The sequence below is a fragment of the Microbispora sp. NBRC 16548 genome, assembly GCF_030268985.1.
Classification (GTDB): domain Bacteria; phylum Actinomycetota; class Actinomycetes; order Streptosporangiales; family Streptosporangiaceae; genus Microbispora; species Microbispora catharanthi.
Genome location: NZ_BSSF01000005.1, coordinates 560,776 through 581,771 on the forward strand (window position 1 = coordinate 560,776; position 20,996 = coordinate 581,771).

General features: G+C 72.1%; 18 protein-coding genes and 1 pseudogene. 9 read left to right on the forward strand and 10 right to left on the reverse strand.

Annotation, left to right across the window (positions count from 1 at the left end):
* Positions 1 to 87: 87 nt before the first annotated feature.
* Positions 88 to 1,578 (forward strand): annotated as a pseudogene (gene dnaK / locus QSK36_RS16885) (molecular chaperone DnaK); the annotation flags it as partial.
* Positions 1,579 to 1,704: 126 nt separating this feature from the next.
* Positions 1,705 to 3,027 carry an FAD-dependent oxidoreductase gene (locus tag QSK36_RS16890; protein ID WP_285783039.1) on the forward strand — a complete coding sequence of 441 codons (1,323 nt, stop codon included), beginning with the start codon at positions 1,705 to 1,707 and terminating at the stop codon, positions 3,025 to 3,027.
* A 12-nt stretch (positions 3,028 to 3,039) separates the two neighbouring features.
* Here the strand turns inward: QSK36_RS16890 and QSK36_RS16895 are convergent, their stop codons facing one another.
* Complete coding sequence (locus QSK36_RS16895) at positions 3,040 to 3,684, reverse strand: NYN domain-containing protein (RefSeq protein ID WP_285783040.1); 645 nt, start codon at positions 3,682 to 3,684, stop codon at positions 3,040 to 3,042.
* 198 nt (positions 3,685 to 3,882) lie between these two features.
* Between QSK36_RS16895 and QSK36_RS16900 the strand changes: the two genes are divergently transcribed.
* Both QSK36_RS16900 and QSK36_RS16905 read left to right on the forward strand, forming a co-directional pair.
* A complete protein-coding gene (locus QSK36_RS16900) occupies positions 3,883 to 5,061 on the forward strand; it encodes a DUF6986 family protein (protein WP_285783041.1) in 1,179 nt (392 codons plus the stop codon).
* 99 nt (positions 5,062 to 5,160) lie between these two features.
* Positions 5,161 to 6,750, forward strand: a complete 1,590-nt coding sequence (locus QSK36_RS16905; protein WP_285783042.1) for an FAD-dependent oxidoreductase — start codon at positions 5,161 to 5,163, stop codon at positions 6,748 to 6,750.
* A gap of 23 nt (positions 6,751 to 6,773) precedes the next feature.
* Here QSK36_RS16905 and QSK36_RS16910 read toward each other — a convergent pair whose 3' ends face one another.
* From QSK36_RS16910 to QSK36_RS16920, 3 genes are all read right to left on the reverse strand, one after another.
* Positions 6,774 to 7,454 (reverse strand): copper homeostasis protein CutC, encoded by a 681-nt coding sequence (locus tag QSK36_RS16910; protein ID WP_285783043.1) that lies wholly within the window; start codon positions 7,452 to 7,454, stop codon positions 6,774 to 6,776.
* A gap of 51 nt (positions 7,455 to 7,505) precedes the next feature.
* Positions 7,506 to 8,159: a GNAT family N-acetyltransferase gene (locus QSK36_RS16915; protein WP_285783044.1), complete on the reverse strand. Its 654-nt coding sequence runs from the start codon at positions 8,157 to 8,159 to the stop codon at positions 7,506 to 7,508.
* Positions 8,160 to 8,375: 216 nt separating this feature from the next.
* The gene (locus QSK36_RS16920) at positions 8,376 to 9,128 is read right to left on the reverse strand and encodes a GntR family transcriptional regulator (protein WP_139576048.1); all 753 of its coding nucleotides are present in this window, start codon (positions 9,126 to 9,128) and stop codon (positions 8,376 to 8,378) included.
* Positions 9,129 to 9,662: 534 nt separating this feature from the next.
* Here QSK36_RS16920 and QSK36_RS16925 point away from each other — a divergent pair.
* The 3 genes from QSK36_RS16925 to QSK36_RS16935 are packed head-to-tail and all read left to right on the forward strand — an operon-like array spanning position 9,663 to position 11,494.
* Positions 9,663 to 10,196, forward strand: coding sequence for a flavin reductase family protein (locus tag QSK36_RS16925; protein WP_183535679.1), 534 nt, complete (start codon positions 9,663 to 9,665; stop codon positions 10,194 to 10,196).
* Between the two features lie 40 nt (positions 10,197 to 10,236).
* Entirely contained in the window at positions 10,237 to 10,992 is a 756-nt protein-coding gene (locus QSK36_RS16930; RefSeq protein WP_183535677.1) for an SDR family oxidoreductase, read from the forward strand.
* 10 nt (positions 10,993 to 11,002) lie between these two features.
* On the forward strand, positions 11,003 to 11,494 hold the full coding sequence (locus tag QSK36_RS16935) for a TIGR00725 family protein (RefSeq protein WP_183535676.1): 492 nt from the start codon (positions 11,003 to 11,005) through the stop codon (positions 11,492 to 11,494).
* Positions 11,495 to 11,500: 6 nt separating this feature from the next.
* On the opposite strand, the gene QSK36_RS16940 is transcribed toward QSK36_RS16935, so the two are convergent.
* The 3 genes from QSK36_RS16940 to QSK36_RS16950 all read right to left on the reverse strand — a co-directional run bounded on the left by QSK36_RS16940 (position 11,501) and on the right by QSK36_RS16950 (position 15,331).
* Positions 11,501 to 12,325 (reverse strand): ATP-grasp domain-containing protein, encoded by an 825-nt coding sequence (locus QSK36_RS16940; RefSeq protein ID WP_285783045.1) that lies wholly within the window; start codon positions 12,323 to 12,325, stop codon positions 11,501 to 11,503.
* Between the two features lie 46 nt (positions 12,326 to 12,371).
* Positions 12,372 to 13,856: a glycoside hydrolase family 3 protein gene (locus QSK36_RS16945; RefSeq protein ID WP_285783046.1), complete on the reverse strand. Its 1,485-nt coding sequence runs from the start codon at positions 13,854 to 13,856 to the stop codon at positions 12,372 to 12,374.
* Between the two features lie 98 nt (positions 13,857 to 13,954).
* On the reverse strand, positions 13,955 to 15,331 hold the full coding sequence (locus QSK36_RS16950; RefSeq protein WP_285783047.1) for an alkaline phosphatase D family protein: 1,377 nt from the start codon (positions 15,329 to 15,331) through the stop codon (positions 13,955 to 13,957).
* A gap of 86 nt (positions 15,332 to 15,417) precedes the next feature.
* On the opposite strand from QSK36_RS16950, the gene QSK36_RS16955 reads away from it, so the two are divergent.
* Complete coding sequence (locus QSK36_RS16955; protein ID WP_183535672.1) at positions 15,418 to 16,098, forward strand: TetR/AcrR family transcriptional regulator; 681 nt, start codon at positions 15,418 to 15,420, stop codon at positions 16,096 to 16,098.
* Entirely contained in the window at positions 16,095 to 16,775 is a 681-nt protein-coding gene (locus QSK36_RS16960) for a DNA alkylation repair protein (RefSeq protein WP_285783049.1), read from the forward strand. The genes QSK36_RS16955 and QSK36_RS16960 overlap by 4 nt, the downstream gene beginning before the upstream one ends.
* Positions 16,776 to 16,802: 27 nt before the next feature.
* On the opposite strand, the gene QSK36_RS16965 is transcribed toward QSK36_RS16960, so the two are convergent.
* The 3 genes from QSK36_RS16965 to QSK36_RS16975 are packed head-to-tail and all read right to left on the reverse strand — an operon-like array spanning position 16,803 to position 20,888.
* Positions 16,803 to 18,200, reverse strand: a complete 1,398-nt coding sequence (locus QSK36_RS16965; protein WP_139576039.1) for an aldehyde dehydrogenase family protein — start codon at positions 18,198 to 18,200, stop codon at positions 16,803 to 16,805.
* Positions 18,201 to 18,210: 10 nt separating this feature from the next.
* Positions 18,211 to 19,602 (reverse strand): NAD(P)/FAD-dependent oxidoreductase, encoded by a 1,392-nt coding sequence (locus QSK36_RS16970; protein WP_285783050.1) that lies wholly within the window; start codon positions 19,600 to 19,602, stop codon positions 18,211 to 18,213.
* A complete protein-coding gene (locus QSK36_RS16975; RefSeq protein ID WP_285783051.1) occupies positions 19,599 to 20,888 on the reverse strand; it encodes a glycosyltransferase in 1,290 nt (429 codons plus the stop codon). The genes QSK36_RS16970 and QSK36_RS16975 overlap by 4 nt, the downstream gene beginning before the upstream one ends.
* Positions 20,889 to 20,996 lie beyond the last annotated feature (108 nt).

The window sequence follows — 20,996 nt, forward strand, 5'->3', positions numbered from 1 at the left end:
GGCCTGGTGCGCAACCGCCAATGGAGCCTCCGGAGCGCCCGCGGACCGTCCGGTCCCGCCTCGCCCGTCCCCACGGCGCCGGCGTCCATGCACTCGGTCAGGACCGAACCGCAGGCCTCTTCCTCCCGGGCCACTCCCACCGGACGCTACGTCGGCATCGACCTGGGCACGACCAACTCCGTCGTCTCGGTCGTCGAGGGCGGGACACCCGTGGTCGTCATGAACGGGCAGGGGTCGCGGACCACGCCGTCGGTGGTCGCGTTCGCGAAGAACGGCGAGGTTCTCGTCGGCGAGGTCGCCAAGCGGCAGGCGGTGACCAACGTCGACAGGACCGTCCGCTCGGTCAAGCGCCGCATGGGCACGGACTGGTCGATCGAGATCGACGGCAAGAGGTTCACGCCCCAGCAGATCAGCGCGTTCATCCTGCGCAAGCTCAAGCGGGACGCGGAGGCGTACCTGGGCGAGACGGTCACCGACGCGGTCGTGACCGTCCCTGCGTACTTCGACGACGCCCAGCGGCAGGCCACCAAGGAGGCCGGACGAAGCGCGGGTCTCAACGTGCTGCGCATCATCAACGAGCCCACCTCCGCGGCCCTGGTCTACTGCGCGGACCATGGCACCGACCAGGAACAGCTCGTCCTGGTCTTCGATCTCGGCGGCGGCACCCTCGACGTGTCCCTCCTCGAGGTGTCCGTCCTCGACGATTCGGACCGGCTAGATCTCGTCGAGGTCAAGGCCACCAGCGGTGACAACCGGCTCGGTGGCGACGACTGGGACCAGAGGATCGTCGACGAGCTGGTGACCCGTTTCAAGCGCGCGCACGGCGTGGACCTGTCGCGGGACGCAATGGTCCTCCAGCGCCTGCGCGAGGCGGCGGAGAAGGCCAAGATCGAGCTGTCGGCCCAGACCGAGACCACGATCAGCCTGCCCTACATCACCGCGTCCTCCGAGGGTCCGCTGCATCTGGAGGAGAAGCTGACCCGGGCGAAGTTCCAGCGGATCAGCGCGGACCTGCTCGAGCGCTGCAAGGGCCCCTTCCAGCAGGTCGTCAGGGACGCGGGGATCAGGATCTCCGAGATCGACCGGGTGATCCTGGTCGGCGGCTCGACCCGTATGCCGGCCGTGTCCGGCCTGGTCGCGGAGCTGACTGGCAGGAAGCCCGAAGGGGGTGTCAACCCGGACGAGGTCGTTTCGATCGGCGCCGCACTGCACGCCGGGATGTTCCGGGGGGAGACCACCGGCTTCCTCCTTGACGTTCTGCCGATCTCCGTGGGCCTCGAGACCAAGGGCGGCGTCTTCACCAGGATCATCGAGCGCAACACGACGATCCCGACCAAGCGCTCGGAGATCTTCACCACCGCCGAGGACAACCAGCCGTCCGTGCAGATCCAGGTTCACCAGGGCGAGCGCGAGATCGCGGCGGACAACAGGAAGCTGGCCACCTTCGAACTGACCGGCATCGCCCCGGCGCCGCAGGGCGTACCGCGGATCGAGGTCACCTTCGACATCGACGCCAACGGCGTGCTGAGCGTTCACGCCATCGACCAGGCCACCGGCAACGCACAATCGGTGGTCATCAGAGACCGCGGATGGTGACCGCCCGTCGCGGCGACACGCCCGCGCCGCGGCCGGTTTCCCTGTGGTCCTGGCCGCACGCCCTCCTATGGTGAAGAATCGCCGCTGAAGACGCCGCTGCTGGAGGCCATGGTGACACTGCGCGTCGCGATCGTCGGGTCGGGCCCGGCCGGCATCTACACGGCCGAGGCACTGGTCAAACAGTCGCACGACCCCGTCGAGGTGGACGTCCTCGAACGCCTGCCGACGCCGTACGGGCTCGTCCGGTACGGCGTGGCCCCCGACCACACGTCGATCAAGTCGATCGCCGGCTACCTGCGAAGGGTGCTGGAGACTCCGGGGGTGCGCTTCCTGGGCGGCGTCGAGCTGGGCGCGGACCTCTCGGTGGACGACCTGCTGTCCTGCTACGACGCCGTCGTCTACTGCACAGGGGCGATGGTCGACAGGCACCTCGGCGTCCCGGGCGAGGACCTGCCGGGCAGCGTCGCGGCGACCGACTTCGTCAACTGGTACTGCGGCCATCCCGACGTACCGCCGGACGCCTTCTCCCTCGACGCGGAGGAGGTCGTCGTCATCGGCGTCGGCAACGTCGCCGTGGACGTGGTGCGGATCATGGCCAAGACGGCCGACGAGCTGCGCGGCACCGACGTGCCCGAGGAGGTGCTCGACCGGCTGGCCGCCTCCAAGGTGAAGCGCATCCACATGGTCGGCAGGCGCGGCCCCGAGCACGCGAAGTTCACCCTGAAGGAGCTGCGCGAGCTCGGCGAGCTGCTGAACGCCGACGTCCTCACCTTCCCCGACGAGATCGCGGTCGCCGACCTGACGACGCTGTCGCGGCAGGTCAGGGGCAATGTGGACGTGCTGCGGTCGTGGTCGGAGCGCAAGGCGGCCGACCGGCCCCGCCGCCTGGAGGTGCGCTTCTGGCTGCGTCCCGTGGAGATCCTCGGCGTGTCCCGGGTCGAGGGCGTGCGGCTGGAGCGGACCCGGCTGGAGAACGGGCAGGTCGTCGGGACCGGCGACTTCGAGACGATCCCGGCGGACATGGTGATGCGCTCGGTGGGCTACCAGAGCGTGGCGCTGCCCGGGGTGCCGTTCGACCCGGGGTCGATGACGGTGCCGAACGTCGCCGGCAAGGCGGCGGACCGGCAGTACGTCGCGGGCTGGCTCAAGCGGGGGCCGACGGGGGTGATCGGGACCAACAAGTCCGACGCCGCCGAGACCGTGCGCACGCTGCTCGCCGAAGCGGTGCCGGGAACCGCGACCGCCCGGCTGGACGACCTGCTCGCCGCGCGCGGGCTGAGCCCGGTGACGTACGAGGACTGGCTCGCGATCGAGGCCGCGGAGGCCTCGCTGGCCGGCAGCCTGAGCAGGGGCGAGCGGGTGAAGCTGGTGGGCAGGGACGCGATGCTGGGCGCGTGCGGCCGGCTCGCCCGGCCGGGGGGCGCGTCCTGACGGCTGTCCCGGTCAGGACCAGTGGGCCGGCCGGTGGTAGCGCGCGCCGTCGCGGCCGGGCACGAAGCCGGGCAGCTGCGACTGCCGGATGAGCGCCTCGCCGAGGGGAAACCAGGCGTCGCTCGCGAGGCGCAGGCCGTCCGAGCGCCTGCCGGGCGGGAAGACGGTGACGACCCGGGTCTTGCCGCCGCGCCGTGCGTCCACCTCGCGCACCGCCTCGATGGCCGCGCACAGGTCGGAGTCCGCCGACAGCAGCAGCACCGTGTCGACCAGGTCGAGCGCGACGTCGCCGACCATGGCGGCGGCCAGGGCGACGTCGGACTGCTTCTCCTCGTAGGTCCGCCAGGAGACGCCGCAGGCCCGGCAGGAGGCCCGCTGCTCCTGGAAACGCCCGAGCACCACCTCGACCCCCAGGGTCTCCAGGGCCGCCTGATAGGTCTGCTGGCGGGCGAGGGCACGAGCGTCGCCTCGGACGGGAGCGGTGAAGTAGCGGACGGCGGTCAGCGTCTGCCCGGTCCTCAGCAGCCGAAGGGCCAGCGCCCGTAGATCGAGCCAGAGATAGCGCCGCCCCCGCAGGGAGCGCAGCCCGTAGTAAAGATTGAACCCGTCGACGTAGACCCCGACACGCACGACTTGGGGAACGGGGTTGTCGCTCACCGCCATCATCTCCTAACATGGAGTCACCGCGCCCGCGGCTACGTCCCCGGGCTCTACGGCCCCCGAGAGGGGGCCGTTTCTTTTTCGCTCACCTGTTCGATCGGCTGTTCGAGGAAAAGGATAGCCAACGCTTCGTGGTCACGCAGCGACGTTGCGTGATTGACCTCACCGTGGCGGGACTCTGCGAGGATCGTCCCCATGGAGACGACGCTGACCGGCGTGGACGGGGTGCTCGACGGCTTCGCCGGCACCCATCGCGAGCAGCTCGCCCGGTTTCCCGTACGGGAACCCGCGTGGCAGCCGGTGCACACCGTGTACGTGCCCGCGGACCGGGTGACGGCGGAGATCGTCCAGCAGTGGCGGCACGCCGCGACCGACCTCCTCCACCGGTTCCTGTTCACCCCCGCCGAGGTGGCCGCGCTGTTCGAGCTCGACCCCGAGCTGGCCCAGCCCGTGCACGACCGGGTACGCCGGAAGCTGCACGCCGAGCCGATCGAGGACCTGCGCGTCGACTTCGAGGACGGATACGGCGGGCGCTCCCCCGAGGAGGAGGACCGGCACGCCGAGTCGGCGGCGGCGGCCGTGGCCGCGATGCACGAGGCGGGCACGCTGCCCCGCAGGTGGGGGCTGCGGGTGAAGTCGTTCGCCGACGGCGACCCCCTGCGCTCGGTGCGCACGCTCGACGGGTTCCTCACCGGGGTCGTGCGGCGGGCCGGCAGGCTTCCGGACGGGTTCACGGTGACCTTCCCCAAGATCCTCATGGAAGACTACCTGCGCCAGTTCGCCGGCTGCCTGGAGGCGCTGGAGCGCGCGTTGCACCTGCCCTCAGGCACGCTGCGCTTCGAGATGCAGGTGGAGGCCCCGCAGACCGTGCTCATGCTCCAGCGGTCGGCCGACCTGGTGCCCTCGCTGGGCGGGCGGCTGGCGGCGGCCCACTTCGGAGTGTTCGACTACACGGCCGCGCTCGGGCTGCCGCCGGGCGAGCAGCGGCTCGACCACCCGGCCTGCGACCACGCGCGGCACGTCATGCAGACGGCGCTGTCGGGGACGGGGGTGGAGCTGTCGGACGGCTCACTGGCCGCGGCCCCGGCCTCGGACACGGCGGCCGACGTGCACGCCCTGCTGCGCAGGCACTCGGCGCTGGTGTCGCACTCGCTGGCGCACGGCTTCTACCAGGGCTGGGACATGCACCCCTCGCACCTCGTCAGCCGCTTCACGACCGTGTACGCCTTCCACCTCGCCTGCTACGAGAAGTACGCCGACCGGGTGCGCGCCTGGCAGGAACGGCGCGAGGCCGCGGGGGGCGTGCTGGACGAGCCCGCGACGATCAGGACTCTGGTCGCCGCCCTGGCCCGGGCCGACCGCGCCCTCTGCTGAGGTTTGCCGTATCGGCAAGGTTCCTTGCCGCTCTCGCCGCCCGTGCCGCACTGTTCGACAGCAGACATCTGAAGCAGACGTCGACGCAGGAGGCACGGGGTGGACGAGAAGAAGAAGTACGACGTGGTCGTGGTGGGCGGCGGCCCCGCGGGGCTCAGCGGCGCCCTGGCGCTGGCGCGGGCCCGGCGGTCGGTGCTGGTGGTGGACGCGGGAGAGCCGCGCAACGCGCTGGCCGCGCACATGCACAACTACCTCGGCCGGGACGGCACGCCGCCCGCCGAGTTGCGAGCGGCCGGGCGCGAGGAAGTGATCAGGTACGGCGGCGAGGTCGTCGCCGGGCGGGCCGAGGCCGCGACGCGGGAGGGCGACGACTTCCTCGTGACGCTGGACGACGGCCGTGCCGTCCGGGCCCGCCGCCTGCTGGTGGCGACCGGGGCCGTGGACGAGTTGCCCGACGTGCCGGGCCTGGCCGAGCGCTGGGGCCGCGACGTGCTGCACTGCCCGTACTGCCACGGGTGGGAGGTCCGCGACCGGCGCATCGGCGTGCTGGCCACCGGGCCGCTCGCCGTCGAGCAGGCCCTTCTGTGGCGGCAGTGGAGCGAGGACGTGGTGTTCCTGGCCCACCACTGCCCCGCGCCGTCCGAGGAGGATGCCGAGCGGCTCGCCGCGCGCCGGATCCCCGTCGCGGACGGCTCGGTCACGGGGATCGAGGTGACCGGCGACGCGCTCACCGGGGTTCGGCTGGCCTCCGGCGAGGTCGTCGCGCTCGACGCGCTCGTCGTCGGCGCGCCGCTCACCGCCCGGTCCGGGGTGCTGGAATCGCTCGGGCTCAAGCCGGTCGAGGTGGAGCTCGGCGGTCACGTGGCGGGCACCCGGATCGCCGCGGAGCCGACCGGGACGACCGCCGTGCCCGGTGTCTGGGTGGCGGGGAACGTGACGGACGTGCGCGCCGTGGTGATCGCGTCCGCCGCGGCGGGCCTGGCCGCCGGCGCGGCGATCAACATGGATCTCATCGCCGAGGAGACCCGGGAGGCCGTCGACGCCTACCGGGACGAGGTGCGCACGCTGTTCGAGGAGGCGACCTGGGAGGAGCGCTACCGCTCCCGGACGGCGGTCTGGAGCGGCCGCCCGAACCCGCAGCTTGTGGCCGAGGCCGCGCAGCTGCCCCCGGGCCGGGCCCTCGACGTCGGAAGCGGCGAGGGCGCCGACGCCGTCTGGCTCGCCGCGAGAGGCTGGCGGGTGACGGGAACCGACATCTCCGCCACGGCGCTGGAGCGGGCCGCCGCCCACGCCGCCGAGGCGGGCGCGGACGTCGCGGACCGCACCGAGTGGGTGCGCGCGGACCTGCGCGACCACGCCCTTCCCGAGGGCGCGTACGACCTGGTGTCGGCGCAGTACATGCACCTGCCGCGCGAGGCCAGGCGGACGCTGTTCGCCCGGCTGGCCGCCGCGGTGGCTCCTGGCGGCACCCTGCTGATCGTCGGGCACCACCCGTCGGACCTGCTGACCAAGGTCCGGCGGATGCACTTCCCGCAGATGATGTTCACCGCCGAGGAGGTCGCGGCATCGCTCGATCCGGCCGAGTGGGAGGTCACGGCGGCCGAGGCCCGGCCGCGCACGGCGGTGGACCCGGAGGGCGGCGAGGTCACCATCCGCGACGCCGTCCTGGTCGCCCGCCGCCGCGCCTGAGCTGCTCGGTCACAACCGCGCGGTCACAGCCGGTCGACGATGCGGCGCCAGCGCCGGACGCGGTCCGGGTCGACCGGCTCGCGCCACGAGCCCCGCACGGCGCTGCCCACGTGGAAGGCGCGGACGCCGTAGTCGAGCAGCACCGGCACGTGCTCCTCGCGCAGCCCGCCGCCGGCGAGCACGAGCGAGGCGTCCCCCGCCTCGGCCCGCGCGCGTAACACGCCGAGGCCGCTGCCGACGCCCTCGGGCGAACCGGACGTGAGGACGGTCGCCAGGTTCGGCAGCAGCCGTACGGCGCGCCAGGCGGCCCGCACGTCGGCGGCGTGGTCCACGGCGCGGTGGAAGGTCCAGGGCAGCGGCGAGACCGCGTGGATCAGCGCGTCCGTCGCCTCCCTGTCGACCGACCCGTCCTCGGTCAGGAAGCCGAAGACGAAGCCCGCCGCGCCGGCCTCGGCGAGTTCCTTGACGTGGCCGCGCAGCCGGTCGAGCTCCTCCGGGGTCACGGTGAACCCGGCGTTGCAGCGGAGCATGACCATCTGCGGCAGCCCGCACTCGCGCGAGATCGCCGCGACGAGGTCCGCCGAGGGGGTGAGCCCGTCCGAGTCCATGTCGGACACGATCTCCAGGCGATCCGCTCCGCCCTCCTCGGCGGCCACGGCGTCACGCACGTCGAGCGCGATCACTTCAAGGAGGGATCCCGTCATGAAGTGAACAGTATCCGGTCCCTTTGCGGCGCCTCACGGCGTCCGCCCTGTTCAGCACTCGATCAACTCATTGTGTGCAGTGATGTCAAGAACCCTCCAGGATTGCGCCGCATGTCCCGAGCGCTGGGCCGGCACCGCCGGCGTGCGGCGATAGGACAACGCGGCCGGGATCGCGGCGCTGGCGTCCCGCTCGAACAGCGCGCCGGAGGCGCGGTGCGGCAGGTCGACGGTGCGGACGTGCCGGAAACCCGCCTTCCGGTAGTACGACTGCAGGCGGGCGTTGTCCTTGGCGCAGTCCAGCCGCAGGTACGGCCGGTCGTGAGCGGCGGCCCGCAGGGCGGCCCAGTCGAGCAGCGTGTCCCCCAGGCCCCGGCCCGAGTAGGTCCTGCTCACGGCGAGCTTGTGGACGTAGAGCGCGTCCCCGGGGCGGTCGGCGGGGGTCCAGAACTCCGGGTCGGCATGGTCGTCCACGGCGATCGTGGCGGCCGGCACCTGGGAGCCGGCGTCCAGGAGGTACATGACGCCCGCGCCGATCAGCGGTTCGATGCGCTCGGCGGGAAAGCCGCCGGCGGGCCACTGCCGTACGCCGAGACCGTTCAGCCATCCGGCGGTGCGCGCCAGCAGGGCGAGGACCCCCTGCAGATCGGCCGGGGTGGCGCGACGCAGCGTGAGTTCCGTAACAAGATCCAGGGTGTTCGCGGGCATGCCTGATTCCTTTCGTGCCGACGGCGGCGGTTTGATCACTGAGAGTGACGGCATGATGCCGTGCAGCGTCCGTCCGGAGACGGCGGACCCGGCTAGGGCGCGCGGGTGCGGCGCGGTCCCCTGCCGGGGTCAGGATGGGAATCGCGGGAGCGGCCCTCCGGAGGAGGGCCCGGCGGCCGGGGACGCCCGCTCAGGCCAAGGGGCGTCCGGGCCTCGTCAATGACGTTCCAGCTCGTATCGGATCAGATGCTTGTCGGCGGGCAGCACGGACACGGCGACGCGGACGGGCGTGTCGTCGGCGTCGTAGCCGACCCGGGTGTGGACGACGACCGGAGTGCCGGGCTCCAGCTGGAGCCGCGACGACTCGTCAGAGGTCGGCATGCGGGCCGACAGGTCGTCGATCACGCGGACCTGGAGATGGCCCAGCTCCTCAAGCACCCGGTTGGCCCCGCGCGTGATGTCGCCGGGCCGGGCGATCTCGGAGCCCCCCACGATCTCCAGGGGGAAGTACGAGTCCAGCGTGTTGTACGGCTGGCCGTCCACGAAGCGCAGCCGGCGGCGCACGACGGCCAGGGCGCCGTCAGCGAGGGCGAGGCGGGTGGTCACGTCCTCGGGCGGCTCGACGATCGAGACCTCGATCCTCTGGTCCGCCGTACGGCCCTCGGAGCGGACCGCATGGACGAACGTGTCGAACCGCCGCCCCTCCTGGTCGTACGGGAGGAACTCGTCCTGGGGGCGCATGAGGAGGGGACGGCGCTCGCGTACGAACGTTCCACGCCGGCGCATCCGCAGGATGAGACCCTCGTTCTCCAGCTCGCCCAGGGCCAGCCTTACGGTGTTGCGGCTGACGCCGTGCGCCTCCATGAGGTCGGCCTCGGTCGGGATCTGGTCGCCCGGCGCGAGTTCGCCCGCGTAGATGGCCCTGCGTACCTCGGCGGCCACCTGCTGGTAGAGCGACGATCGTGCCATCTTTCCTCAATCCACCCTTTTGTTCCAACAAATCTAGAGGATCTCGGTCTACCGGGAAACAACCCCTTGACCAGAGCCCACCCAGCCGCGCATTATCCAAACGTTGGTACAAATCCATCCAATGGAGGTGGGCCCGTGAGGGCGGTCGGTGCGGGAACGCCGAAGTCGCCCTGGCGCGAGCCCAGACCTGCCAGAGCCCAGACCTATCAGAGCGACGGGAACGACATGTCAGAGCTGTCGGTATCCACCGACATGACCGCCTTGTGCGGGAACGGCGTGACATGCCCGAGCACGCGGTACCACCGCACGCCGGAGCGGCCAATCGAGGACGGCCGCTCCCCATGGACTCCGTGCGATTGAACGAGATCTCGACCCCAACCCTCGCCGGGGTCGAGGTCTCGCGCCGGGGCGGAGCGCGTCCTGGCGGGTCCCCCACGCCCGCCAGGACGCGCCACCGTTAACCACACACAGGGAATGCATCGACTCCGGCCCTCCTTGACTTCATGGGGAGGCGACCGAGGAGGCACGTGCGCGATGAGCATTCCTGTGGCCCGGAGGGTCGGCCATGACGGCGCCAGGAGGATTCCGGCCGTCAATCCCCAGCACTTCAGGAACGTCCTCGGCAGGTACGCCGCCGGCGTCGTGGCCGTCACCGCGATCGACCCGGAGACCGGGGAGCCGTGCGGCCTGGCCGTCAACTCCTTCACGTCCGTGAGCCTCGATCCACCGCTGGTGTCGTTCTGCGTCTCGCAGACCAGCACGAGCTGGCCGCGCCTCAAGGCCGCGACGACCCTGTGCGTCAACGTGCTCGCCGACCACCAGCGACAGGTGTGCGATCGGCTCGCCGCGAAGGGCGGGGACAAGTTCGGCGGCCTTCCGTGGGCCCTGTCCCCCGGCGGCGCACCCGTGCTGGACGGCGCGCTCGCCTGGATCGACTGCACGGTGGACAAGGAGCATCCGGCCGGCGACCACGTGATCGTCGTCGCCCGGGTCACGGGGCTCGACCGGCACGACGACGGCGGCCCGCTGGTGTTCTTCCGCGGAGCCTACGGGAGCTTCCAGGCGTGACGTGCCTGACGCGGAACCGACCGGTCGGTATGCTGCCCGCATGACTCTGTTCTCGGTGGAAGGCAAGACGGTCGTCGTCACGGGCGGGTCCCGGGGCATCGGGAAGATGATCGCGCGGGGGTTCCTCGACGCGGGCGCCACCGTCTACATCTCCTCACGGAAGAAGGACGAGCTGGAGGCCACGGCCGCCGAGCTGGGCTGCCACGCCGTACAGGCGGACCTGTCCACCCCCGACGGCGTCGAGGCGCTGGCGCAGGCGGTGTCGGAGCGGGAGAGCCGGCTCGACGTGCTCGTCAACAACGCGGGGGCGAGCTGGGGCGCGCCGCTCGAGGAGTATCCGGAGCACGCCTTCGACAAGCTCTGGGACATCAACGTCAAGGGCGTCTTCTTCCTCACCCGCCGCCTCCTGCCGCTGCTGCGCGCCGCCGCGTCGCCCGACGACCCGGCACGCGTGATCAACATCGGGTCGATCGACGGGCTCCGGGTGCCGTTCATGGAGAACTACGCGTACTCGGCGGCCAAGGCGGGCGTCCACATGCTGACCCGGCATCTGGCGCGCCAGCTCGCCCGGGAGTCGATCACGGTCAACGCGATCGCGCCAGGGCCGTTCGAGTCGAAGATGATGGCCTTCGCGCTCGACGATCCCCAGATGCGCGGCGCGATCGAGAGCAACGTCCCGCTCGGCCGCATCGGCAGGCCCGACGACATGGCGGGCGCGGCCGTCTTCCTGGCCTCACGCGCCGGGTCCTACCTGACCGGCGCCGTGATCCCGGTGGACGGCGGCATCTCCGCCTAGCCTTGTGCGCATGTGGCAGGTGGCGGTGTGCGGGCCGGGCGAGTGCACCCCGCAGGACGCCGAGGCGGCCCGCGACGTGGGCCGCCTGCTGGCCGAGCGCGGCGCGGTCGTGCTGTGCGGCGGGTACGGCGGGGTGATGGCCGCCGCGGCGGCGGGCGCGCGGGAGGCCGGAGGCGTCGTGGTCGGCGTCCTGTCGGGCCGGGACCGCGCCGGGGCGAGCCCGGACCTCACCGTGGCCCTTCCCACCGGCCTGGGCGAGGCCCGCAACGCGCTGATCGTGCGGGCCGCCGACGCGGTCGTCGTCGTGGGCGGCTCCTGGGGCACGCTCTCGGAGCTGGCGCTCGCCCAGCGGGGCGGCACGCCGGTGATCACCCTCGGGGGCTGGCGGGTCCTCGACGCCGAGGGCCGTTCCGTGCCCGGTCCGGTGGCCGCCACCGGCCCGGCCGAGGCCGTGCGGCTGGCGCTCGCCGCCGCCGAGCGGGCCCGCCCGCTCAGCCCCTAGACAATCTCAGCCCTTGAGCATCTCGGCGAGGGTCTCGGCGAACAGGTCGGGCGCGGCCAGTTCGTCCCGGAGGAACAGGTAGGGCTCGGTGAGCTCCAGCTCGATCAGGACCGGCTCGCCGTCCGGCATCCGCACCAGGTCCACCCGGGCGTACAGCAGGTTCGCCGGCACGGCGGCCAGGACCCGCTCGGCGAGGGCGAACTGGTCGTCGTCCGGGTCGCGCAGCGTGGCGCGGTTCTCCGCGGTCTCGGCCACCCCGGTGAGCATCGGGTGCCGCCGTACGGCGTGGCTGAACTGGCCGCCGAAGTACACCAGCGACAGCTCCCCCTCCTGCTCGACGGACGGGATGTACGGCTGCACCATGACCGTGCGGCCCGCGGCGAGCAGCGTCGCCGCGTGGCCCGCGGCGGCGTCCCGGTCCGTGGTGCGCATGGTGTCGCGGGCCCCCGCGGAGACGGCGGGCTTGACCACGTACTCATCCCATTCGGGCAGGTCCGTCCCGGGTTCGGCCCAGTGCGTGGGGACGGTGGGCACACCGAGCGTGCGCAGGTAGGTCTTGTCGGTGTTCCACTCGATCACCGGCGCCGGGTTGAACAGCCGCGTCACCGACTCCACCCGGTGAGCCCACGCGACGAACTCGTCACGGCGGTCGATGTAGTCCCAGGCGGAGCGGACGACCGCCGCGTCGAACTCCGACCAGTCGACGCGGGGGTCGCGCCAGTTCACCGGCGAGCCCTCGATGCCGGCCCCGAGCCAGGCGGCGAGGGCGATCTCCCGCTCGTCGTCGTGCTCGGCGGCCGGATGGTCCGTGGTGACGTAGGCGACCTTCATGACGCTCCCATCCGCATGTCAGCAGTGACCAATGCTATGGGCAATGTCAGACGAGGCCGGCCAGCACCTCCGCCGCCGCCTGACCGCAGACTCGCGCGGCGCCGTGCGTGGCGATGTGCGCCGCCCCCAGGTCCGTACGGCCCGGCAGCCCCATCTCGACCACGACGCCGTCCGGCCGGGCGGCCAGCAGGCGCTCCAGCAGGTCGGTCTGCCAGGGGTGCCGGTGGGCGTCCCGCACCACGATGACGAGCGGCCGGTCGGCGGCCTGGCTCAGCACCGTGCCGGCGACGCCGTTGTGGACGTCCTGCCGCCGCAGCCGGGCGACCGTGGTGCCGGGCAGCAGCTTGCCCAGCGGCTCCCCCGCGCCCCACGGCATGTCCTTGTCGATCGCGAGGTTGGTCTCCGGCGCCAGCTCCACCACGTGCGGGGCGGCGGCCAGCGGCAGCACGCCGGCCCCGCGCCGGGTCACGCGTACGGCCCGGCGGGCGGCGACCAGCCCGATCTCGTCCTGGCGGTCGTCCATGGGCGGGGCCTGCGCCTGCCAGGCGGTCAGGGCGCGCACCCGCGCGGCCGCCTCCGCGAGCCGCTCCTCCGACAGCCTGCCCTCGGTCACCGCGTCCGCGACGGCGTCGCGGATGTACTCGTGGGTCGCCTCGTCGGCGTTCTCCCCGCCCACGCAGACCGCGTCGGCCCCCGCCGCCACGGCCATCGCGCTCGCGCCGCCCAGGCCGTACCGGCCCGAGACGGCGGCCATCTCGATGCCGTCGGTGACGATCAGGCCGTCGAAGCCTAGCTCCTCCCGCAGCAGGCCGGTGAGGACGCGGGGGCTGAGCGTCGCCGGCAGCTCCTCGTCGTACGCCGTGACCAGCAGGTGGCCGGTCATGATCGAGCGCACGCCCTCGTCGATGGCCACCCGGAACGGCTCCAGCTCGACCTCGGCCAGCTCCTCCCGGGAGGCCGTCACACGCGGGACGCCGTGGTGGGAGTCGACCGACGTGTCCCCGTGCCCGGGGAAGTGCTTGGCGCAGGCCGCCACGCCGGTGGACTGCAGGCCGCGGATCCACGCGGCCGTGTGCCGCGCGACGAGCCGCGGATCGGCGCCGAACGACCGCAGACCGATGACCGGATTGTTCGGGTTGGAGTTGACGTCTGCGGCCGGGGCGAAGTCGATGTTCACCCCCGCCGCCCGCAGGTCCCGCCCGATGTCGCGGGCCACCCGCTCGGTCAGGCCCACGTCGTCCACGACGCCCAGGGCGTAGTTGCCCGGGCGCGAGCTGCCCGTGCGGGCCTCAAGCCTCGTCACCTCCCCGGCCTCCTCGTCGATGCCGATCAGGATCTCGGGATTCTCCGCGCGCAGGGCCGAGGTGAGTGCGGCGAGCTGGGCCGGGGTGTCGACGTTCCGGGAGAACAGCACCACACCGGCGAGCCCGCCGGCGAGCCGCCGCCGCACCCAGTCGGGGGCGGTGGTCCCGGTGAAGCCGGGCAACAGGACCGTGCCGGCCAGACGGAGCAGGTCAGGGCTTCGCTTCATGCTGCGCCCGCAGGGCATCGCTCAGGCATGCCCCGCAATCTAATAGGAAAGTTTCCTATTTGCTAGAGGGCAGGCCTGGGTTGTCGCCTGTTTCCCGATCACACGTCGGTGCGGTGGAGCTTGTTCTCCTTCACCTCGAAGCCGGCGATCGTCGTCAGCGGCGCGCCGGGACGGTCCACGAAGGCCACGGCCCGGTAGTCCGCGCGGAAGTTCTCCATGTCCGCCACGCAGGACACGTAGCCGTGGCGGCTGTCGAAGAACGCGATGTGCGGGTTCAGGTCGAGGATCGCGCTCGCGTCGGTGACGCCCGGCATGCTCGTCACCGACGGCCCGACGAACTCGACCCCGAGGGCGCGGGAGGCCGGGTCCGCCCAGTCGGCGCGCACGTCGCAGGCGTACGCGCTGTGCACGTCGCCGCTCAGCACGACCAGCCCGTCGGGGGCGGCGGCGAGCACGCGGGCGCGCGAGTCGGGGTAGCCGTCCCAGGCGTCGGCGCTGACGGGTTCGAGCGGGAACTTCCGCTGGGAGAAGAACACCGCCTGCGCGAGCACCTTCCACCGGGCCGTCGATCCGTGCAGCCGGTCTTTCAGCCACTTCTCCTGCTCGGCGCCGAGCATGTCGCGCCCCTCGCGATACTGCCGCGTGTCGGCGAGCAGGAAGTCGGCCACCCGGCCGTACGGCCGCCAGCGGTAGTTCTGCATGCCGGAGCCGGACGGATGGACGCGCAGCGGCTGGTGCTCGTAGTACGCCTTGAACGCGGCGGCCCTGCGCTTGAGGAAGGCGGCGGGGCTGCCGCCGTCACCGGGCAGCGCGCCCGCCCAGTTGTCGCGGACCTCGTGGTCGTCGGGGATCGCGACCCACGGCGCGGCGGCGTGGGCGGCCTGCAGGTCCGGGTCCATCTTGTAGCGGGCGTAGCGGTCGCGGTAGGCGCCGAGCGTCGTGCACTCGGCCGTCGACTCGAGCGGGCGCACCCAGCGGCCCGGCTTGGGGTTCTTCGGCTTGCCGTACTCGTAGATGTAGTCGCCGAGGTGGAGGACCAGATCGGGCCGCTCGGCGGCGAGGTGGCGCAGCGCCGTGAAGTAGCCGTGCTCGTAGCGCTGGCAGGAGACGAAACAGAACCGGACGGGGGCGGTCGAGTCCGGGCCGGGCGCCGTCCTGGTGCGGCCCACCGGGCTGACGTGGCCCTCGATGGAGAAGCGGTAGAAGTAGTCGGCCCCGGGCCGCAGCCCGGTCACCCGTACGTGCACGCTGTGCGCCCAGTCGGGCTGCGCGGGCGCGGTGCCCGACTGGATCACCTTCGTGAACGCCTCGTCCTCGGCGAGCTCCCACCGTACGGTCATCGCCCGGTTGGGCATGCCGCCGGGCTGTGTCGGATGCAGCGGCTCGGGGGCCAGACGGGTCCACAGGATCACGCCGTCGGATAACGGCTCTCCTGACGCCACCCCCAAGGTGAACGGATAGCCCAATTTCGCCATGGGTTCGATCCTGCCCTACTGATCCCGCCCATGCGGGAAGGTCGGGCGAGGCGAGAATGTGAACAAGCTCTTGCTCGACGGCCATAATGGGAGCCGTGAACCAGCGTAAGGACTCCGGCGGCACGGCCGCGCCGGTCAAGGCGAAGCGGGGGGCGGCCGGTTCGGCGTCCGAACGGCGCGACCACCTCGTCAAGCTCGCCGCCGAGTTGTTCGCGCGCAAGGGCTTCCAGGCCACCACCGTGCGGGAGATCGCGTTGGAGGCCGGCATCCTGTCCGGCAGCCTCTACCACCACTTCGACTCCAAGGAGACGATCGTCGACGAGGTGCTGCGCACCTTCCTCGAGGATCTGATCAACCGCTACCGCGCGGTGCTGGGCACGCACACCGACCCGCGCTCGGTCCTGGCGGAGATGGTCCGCATCGGCTTCGGCACGCTGGAGGACCACCGGGCGGCCATCACGGTCATGCAGAACGACTGGAACTACCTGCGCTCGCTGCCCGGCGACCGGTTCGACTACCTGGTGCGGGCCGAGGACGAGGTCGAGCGCATGTGGGTGGAGCAGATCACGAGCGGCCAGGCCGCCGGCCAGTTCCGCCCCGACGTCGATCCCAAGCTCACCTACCGGATGATCCGCGACACGATCTGGGTGACCGTGCGCTGGTTCCGCCCCGGCGGCAGGCTCGACACCGACGCCCTGGCCGACCACTTCGTCAAGCTGCTGTTCGACGGCCTGGCGACCGGCGAGCGGGCGAGCCAGCCGTCATGACGCTACTCAAGGCCGTACGGCTCGCGCTGACCGAGCTGGCCGACCCCGCGCGCGCCGAGGGCATGCGGTCGTACATGAAGTCGGAGATGCCCTTCCTCGGGGTGACGGCCGTGCCGCGGCGGGCCGCGCTGCGCAAGGTCTTCGCCGAGCACCGGCTGGACAGCGCCCCCGAGTGGCGCAGGGCGGTCCTGGCGCTGTGGCGCGAGGCGGAATACCGCGAGGAGCGCTACGCCGCCATCGAGCTGTCCGCGCACCGCTTCTACCGGTCCTGGCAGACGCTCTACACGATCCCCATGTACGAGGAGATGATCGTCACCGGGGCGTGGTGGGACTTGGTGGACGACATCGCCGTGCACCGGATCGGCACGCTGCTGCGGCTGTATCCCGAGAGCATGCGCCGCCTGGTGCTCGAGTGGGCGCACGACGCCGACCTGTGGAAGCGGCGCACCGCCATCCTGAGCCAGAACTCCTTCAAGGACCGGACCGACGTCCACCTGCTCTACGCCTGCATCGAGCCGAGCCTGTCGGACACCGACTTCTTCGCCCGCAAGGCGATCGGCTGGGCGCTGCGGGAGTACGCGAAGACCAACCCGCAGGAGGTGCTCCGCTACGTGAAGCACCAGGGCATCAGCGGGCTGAGCCGCCGCGAGGCGCTGCGCAACGTCCCTGACGCATAGAGCAGGCGGGCCGCTCAGGCGGGCTGCTCAGGCGGGGCGGAACGAGTCGCGCGCCTGTGGGGCCGCGTGCTTGATCATGAGGTGCCTGGTGACCGAATACTCCAGCACGGCCTCCTGGCTCATGTCCTTGCCGAACCCGCTGCCCTTCACGCCTCCGTGCGGCGCCTCCGAGGCGATCGGCAGGTGGTCGTTCACCCACGTAACGCCCACGTCCAGCCGGTGGGAGACGCGCAGCGCGCGGGCCACGTCCGTGGACCACACCGACGAGGCCAGCCCGTACGGCGTGGCGTTGGCGAGCCGCACCGCCTCGTCCTCGCCGTCGAACGGCATCGCCACCAGCACCGGGCCGAAGACCTCGCTCCGCACGATCTCGCTCGCCGGGTCGGCGTCGGCGATCAACGTCGGCGCGTAGTGGAAGCCGGGGCCGTCGATCGGCGCGCCCCCGTGGACGACGCGGCCGGACGCCCTGGTCACGAAGCCGTGGACCCGCTCACGGTGCTCGGCGCTGATCAGCGGGCCGATGTCGGCGTCCGGCGCCCAGGGGTCGCCGGGCCGGACGCGGGCGACGGCCTCCCGCAGCGCCTCGACCGCCTCGGCGTACCGCGATCTCTCGACGTACACCCTGGTCGCGGCCGTGCAGTCCTGACCGGTGTTGTAGGTGGCGCCCATGACCACCCCGGCCGCCATGTCCTCCAGCGAGGCGTCGGCGAAAACGAGCGCGGGGGCCTTGCCGCCCAGCTCCAGATGGACCCGCTTGAGGCCGTCCACCGCGCCGCGCATGACCTCACGGCCGGTGGCGGTGGACCCGGTGACGCTGACCATGTCCACGCCGGGGTCGGTCACCAGGGCCCGCCCCACGTCCGCGCCGCCGGTCACCACTCGCACGAGGCCCTCCGGGGCCCCGGCCTCGGCGAACAGCTCGGCGAGCCGCAGCGTGGTGCGGGGCGTCCGGGGAGCCGGCTTGATCACGACGGCGTTCCCCGCCGCGACGGCCGGGCCGATCTTCCAGACCGCCATGATGAGGGGGAAGTTCCACGGCGCGATCGCCCCCACGACCCCGATCGGCCGCCTGATCAGCACGGACGTGTATCCGGCGCTGAACACGCCGGCGCCCGTGCCGTCCAGGGACCTGGCCCCGCCGGCGAAGAACCTGAGGTTGTCGGCGGCGAACGGCAGCTCGCCGTCCCGGAACACGGCGGCGGGCTTGCCGGTCTCCTCCACCTCCAGCCGGGTCAGCTCCGCGGCGTCCCGCTCGACGAGGTCCGCCAGGCGCAGCAGCACCAGCGCCCGCTCCCCCGGCGTCGTCTCGCGCCACTGCTCGAAGGCCTCCCGGGCCAGGCGTACGGCCCGCGCCACCCCGTCGAGCGGGGTGTCGGGCACGTCCTCGACGGCCCGGCCGTCGGCGGGATTGATCAATGTCGTCATTAGGTCGTCCTCAGCTGTCGAAGCCGATGCCGAAACGGTCGAGTGACCGCAGCCAGGGCCCCCTGCGGCCCTCGTTCTCGTCGGCGCGGGCGAGTTCGCGGCGGGTGAGCTGCACCACCGGCCAGCGCAGCGGCTCGGGCGGGAACGGCACCGGGTGGCGGCGGGCCATGCGCAGCCGCGTCCGCGCGGTGGACCGCCGGGCCAGCAGGTCGAGGCCGGTCAGTGCGCCGAACCTGGACGCGCCGACGCCGAGGCCGGTGTATCCGAGGGCGTAGGCCAGCCGCCCGCCCATCGCCGTGCCGAAGAACGGGGTGAACCGGCTGGTCGAGTCGATCATCCCGCCCCACCTGTGCGTGAAGCGCAGGCCACGCAGCTGCGGGAACGTCGCGAAGAAGTGCCGCGCGAGCCGCTCGTGCGTGGCGTCCCGCTGCTCGGAGCCGCCGCCGCCGAAGTTGTAGATCGCGTCGTACCCGCCCCACAGGATGCGATCGTCCCGGGTGAGCCGGTAGTAGTGGAACCGGTTGCCCGCGTCGGTCAGGCCCTGGCTCTCCGGCCACCGGAGCGACGCCCGCTGCTCGGGCGACAGCGGCTCGGTGACGAGCACGTAGTCCCAGATCGGCAGCACGAACAGGCCCAGCCTGCGCAGGGGCGAGGGGAAGGCGTTGGTGGCCAGCAGCACCTGCCCGGCGCTCACCGCGCCGCGGTTTCCCGTCCGGGCCTCAACGCCGGTCCGCGTCCGGGTCAGCGCGGTGACCTCGGTGCCCTCGTGGATGCGTACCCCGAGCCGCGCCGCGACGCGGGCCAGGCCCCACGCGAGCGCGGCGGGGTCGAGGACGCCGCCGGTGCCGCGCAGGCGCAGCCCCGCGAGATAGGTGGGCGATTCGACGTCCGCGCGCATCTCGTCGCGGCCGAGGAACACCGCGTCCTCGCCGTGCTCGCGGTGCAGCTTCTCGGCCCGCCTCAGCTCCTCCACCTGATGAGGCGCCACCGCGACCGTGGTCTTGCCGACCAGGCGGAGGCCGGCGTCGATGCCGTGGTCGTCGACGAAGCGGGCGATGGCCGCGAGGTTCGCCCGCCCGAGCGCGAGCAGGGCCGCGTTCTCCGACGGCCACAACCTCGCTCCCTGCCCCAGCCCGTGGGTCAGGGAGTCGGAGACGAACCCGCCGTTGCGGCCGCTCGCGCCGTACGCGATCGAGCGCGCCTCCAGGAGGACGACGTCGCAGGCCGGGTTCTCCTCCTTGGCCAGCACGGCGGCCCACAGGCCGGTGAAGCCGCCGCCGACCACCAGCAGGTCCGCCGTGGTGCGGCCGTGCAGGGGCTCGTACGGGCCGGGAGCCCCGGGCCGGTCGGTCCAGAAGACCCGTGGAGCGGCGTCCTCGATCAGCCGGCTGCCCTTGATCATTTGGTGGCGATGTTCTCGATGACGTCCGCGGCCAGGCGCAGGCCGTCACGACGGCGGATCTCCTCGCCGGCCGCCGCGAGCCGGTCGCGCAGGTCCTGGTCGCCGAGGAGCCTCTCGATGGCCCCGGTCAGCTCCTCGTCGGCGAATCCGTAGGTGTCCAGGCGGACGCCGTACCCGGTCTCGTGCACGCGCTGGGCGTTGTCGTACTGGTCCCAGAACAGCGGCATGACGATCATTGGCTTGCCGAAGTGGAACGCCTCGGTCGTCGTGTTGTTGCCGCCGTGCGTGATCACCAGGTCGACCAGCGGGATGATCTTCGTCTGCGGCACGAACTCCGCGCCCCACATGTTGGGGGCCAGCTCGATCTCCTCGTGCAGCGGGCCCTTGGAGACGATGTACCGATGCGGCGTGCGGGCCAGCACGGAGATCACGCGGCGCATCAGCTCGACGTCGGCCGAGCCGAGCGAACCCAGCGAGAAGTAGATCAGCGCGCCCTCGCCGGGGATGTCCGGCAGCGTGAACTCCTCGTCGGTCTCCCGAACGGACGAGTCGACACGGGTCCAGGAGTCCCCCAGGGGACGCTCCGCCGTGTAGTCCGCGATCTCGGGATACACGTACAGGTTCGCGTCGCCCTCGTGGATGAACTCCAGGTCCTGCAGGGCCGGGGCGCCCTGCTCGACCACCCACGCGTTGAACGCCTCCCACAGCTCACGATGGGTCCGGTCGTACTCCGCCCGGAACTCCGCCCAGCCGGTGCCGTCGGCCGGCAGTCCGGAGAACGGCGGGGCCACGCCCGGGCCCTTCACCTCCAGCGGGTTGCACGAGACGATCCGTACGAACGGGACGCCCGCCGTCACCAGGGCGGGGAAGGCCACCACGTTGTCCTCGACGATCACGTCCGGCCGGACCCGCTCGATGATGGCCTTGAGCTGCGGCTCGCAGTACTTGGCGCCGTCGACGAGCGCCTCCCAGATCGGCTTGGCGACCGTCTCCAGCTGCTCCAGGGTGCTCTTGCGGTACTCCGGCGCGGTGTCGCGGATGAAGTCCTTCCAGAACTGGCCCGCGTCCTGCTCCGTCGCGTCCTGTTCTTCTGGCGCCGGCGGCGCCAGGTCGACCAGGTCCTCCTCGAAGCCGAGCGCCTCCAGCTTGCCCTTCCACGACGCCTCGGCGGCGAACACCACGCGGTGGCCACGGCGGCGCAGGACATCGCCGATTCCGACGCAGTTGTTCGTCGGTCCGTAGGCGCTCTCCGGCATGAACAGGATCGTCAAGGGCGTGGCCGTCATTCGGGGCTCCTCTGAAGCTAGTTGAAGCGAGATTCAAATACGAGGGGGATACACCCGTCAAGAGCTGGGGGAGTATCGTGTGCGCGATGTGAAGCGAGGTGCAATGAA

Coding starts and splice junctions, on each gene's coding strand:
- QSK36_RS16925 (WP_183535679.1), top strand. CDS start 9,663: ATGAGCATTCCTGTGGCCCGGAGGGTCGGCCATGACGGCGCCAGGAGG.
- QSK36_RS16945 (WP_285783046.1), bottom strand. CDS start 13,856: ATGAAGCGAAGCCCTGACCTGCTCCGTCTGGCCGGCACGGTCCTGTTG.
- QSK36_RS16935 (WP_183535676.1), top strand. CDS start 11,003: ATGTGGCAGGTGGCGGTGTGCGGGCCGGGCGAGTGCACCCCGCAGGAC.
- QSK36_RS16890 (WP_285783039.1), top strand. CDS start 1,705: ATGGTGACACTGCGCGTCGCGATCGTCGGGTCGGGCCCGGCCGGCATC.
- QSK36_RS16960 (WP_285783049.1), top strand. CDS start 16,095: ATGACGCTACTCAAGGCCGTACGGCTCGCGCTGACCGAGCTGGCCGAC.
- QSK36_RS16920 (WP_139576048.1), bottom strand. CDS start 9,128: ATGGCACGATCGTCGCTCTACCAGCAGGTGGCCGCCGAGGTACGCAGG.
- QSK36_RS16970 (WP_285783050.1), bottom strand. CDS start 19,602: ATGATCAAGGGCAGCCGGCTGATCGAGGACGCCGCTCCACGGGTCTTC.
- QSK36_RS16910 (WP_285783043.1), bottom strand. CDS start 7,454: ATGACGGGATCCCTCCTTGAAGTGATCGCGCTCGACGTGCGTGACGCC.
- QSK36_RS16955 (WP_183535672.1), top strand. CDS start 15,418: ATGGGAGCCGTGAACCAGCGTAAGGACTCCGGCGGCACGGCCGCGCCG.
- QSK36_RS16975 (WP_285783051.1), bottom strand. CDS start 20,888: ATGACGGCCACGCCCTTGACGATCCTGTTCATGCCGGAGAGCGCCTAC.
- QSK36_RS16915 (WP_285783044.1), bottom strand. CDS start 8,159: ATGCCCGCGAACACCCTGGATCTTGTTACGGAACTCACGCTGCGTCGC.
- QSK36_RS16965 (WP_139576039.1), bottom strand. CDS start 18,200: ATGACGACATTGATCAATCCCGCCGACGGCCGGGCCGTCGAGGACGTG.
- QSK36_RS16940 (WP_285783045.1), bottom strand. CDS start 12,325: ATGAAGGTCGCCTACGTCACCACGGACCATCCGGCCGCCGAGCACGAC.
- QSK36_RS16950 (WP_285783047.1), bottom strand. CDS start 15,331: ATGGCGAAATTGGGCTATCCGTTCACCTTGGGGGTGGCGTCAGGAGAG.
- QSK36_RS16930 (WP_183535677.1), top strand. CDS start 10,237: ATGACTCTGTTCTCGGTGGAAGGCAAGACGGTCGTCGTCACGGGCGGG.
- QSK36_RS16900 (WP_285783041.1), top strand. CDS start 3,883: ATGGAGACGACGCTGACCGGCGTGGACGGGGTGCTCGACGGCTTCGCC.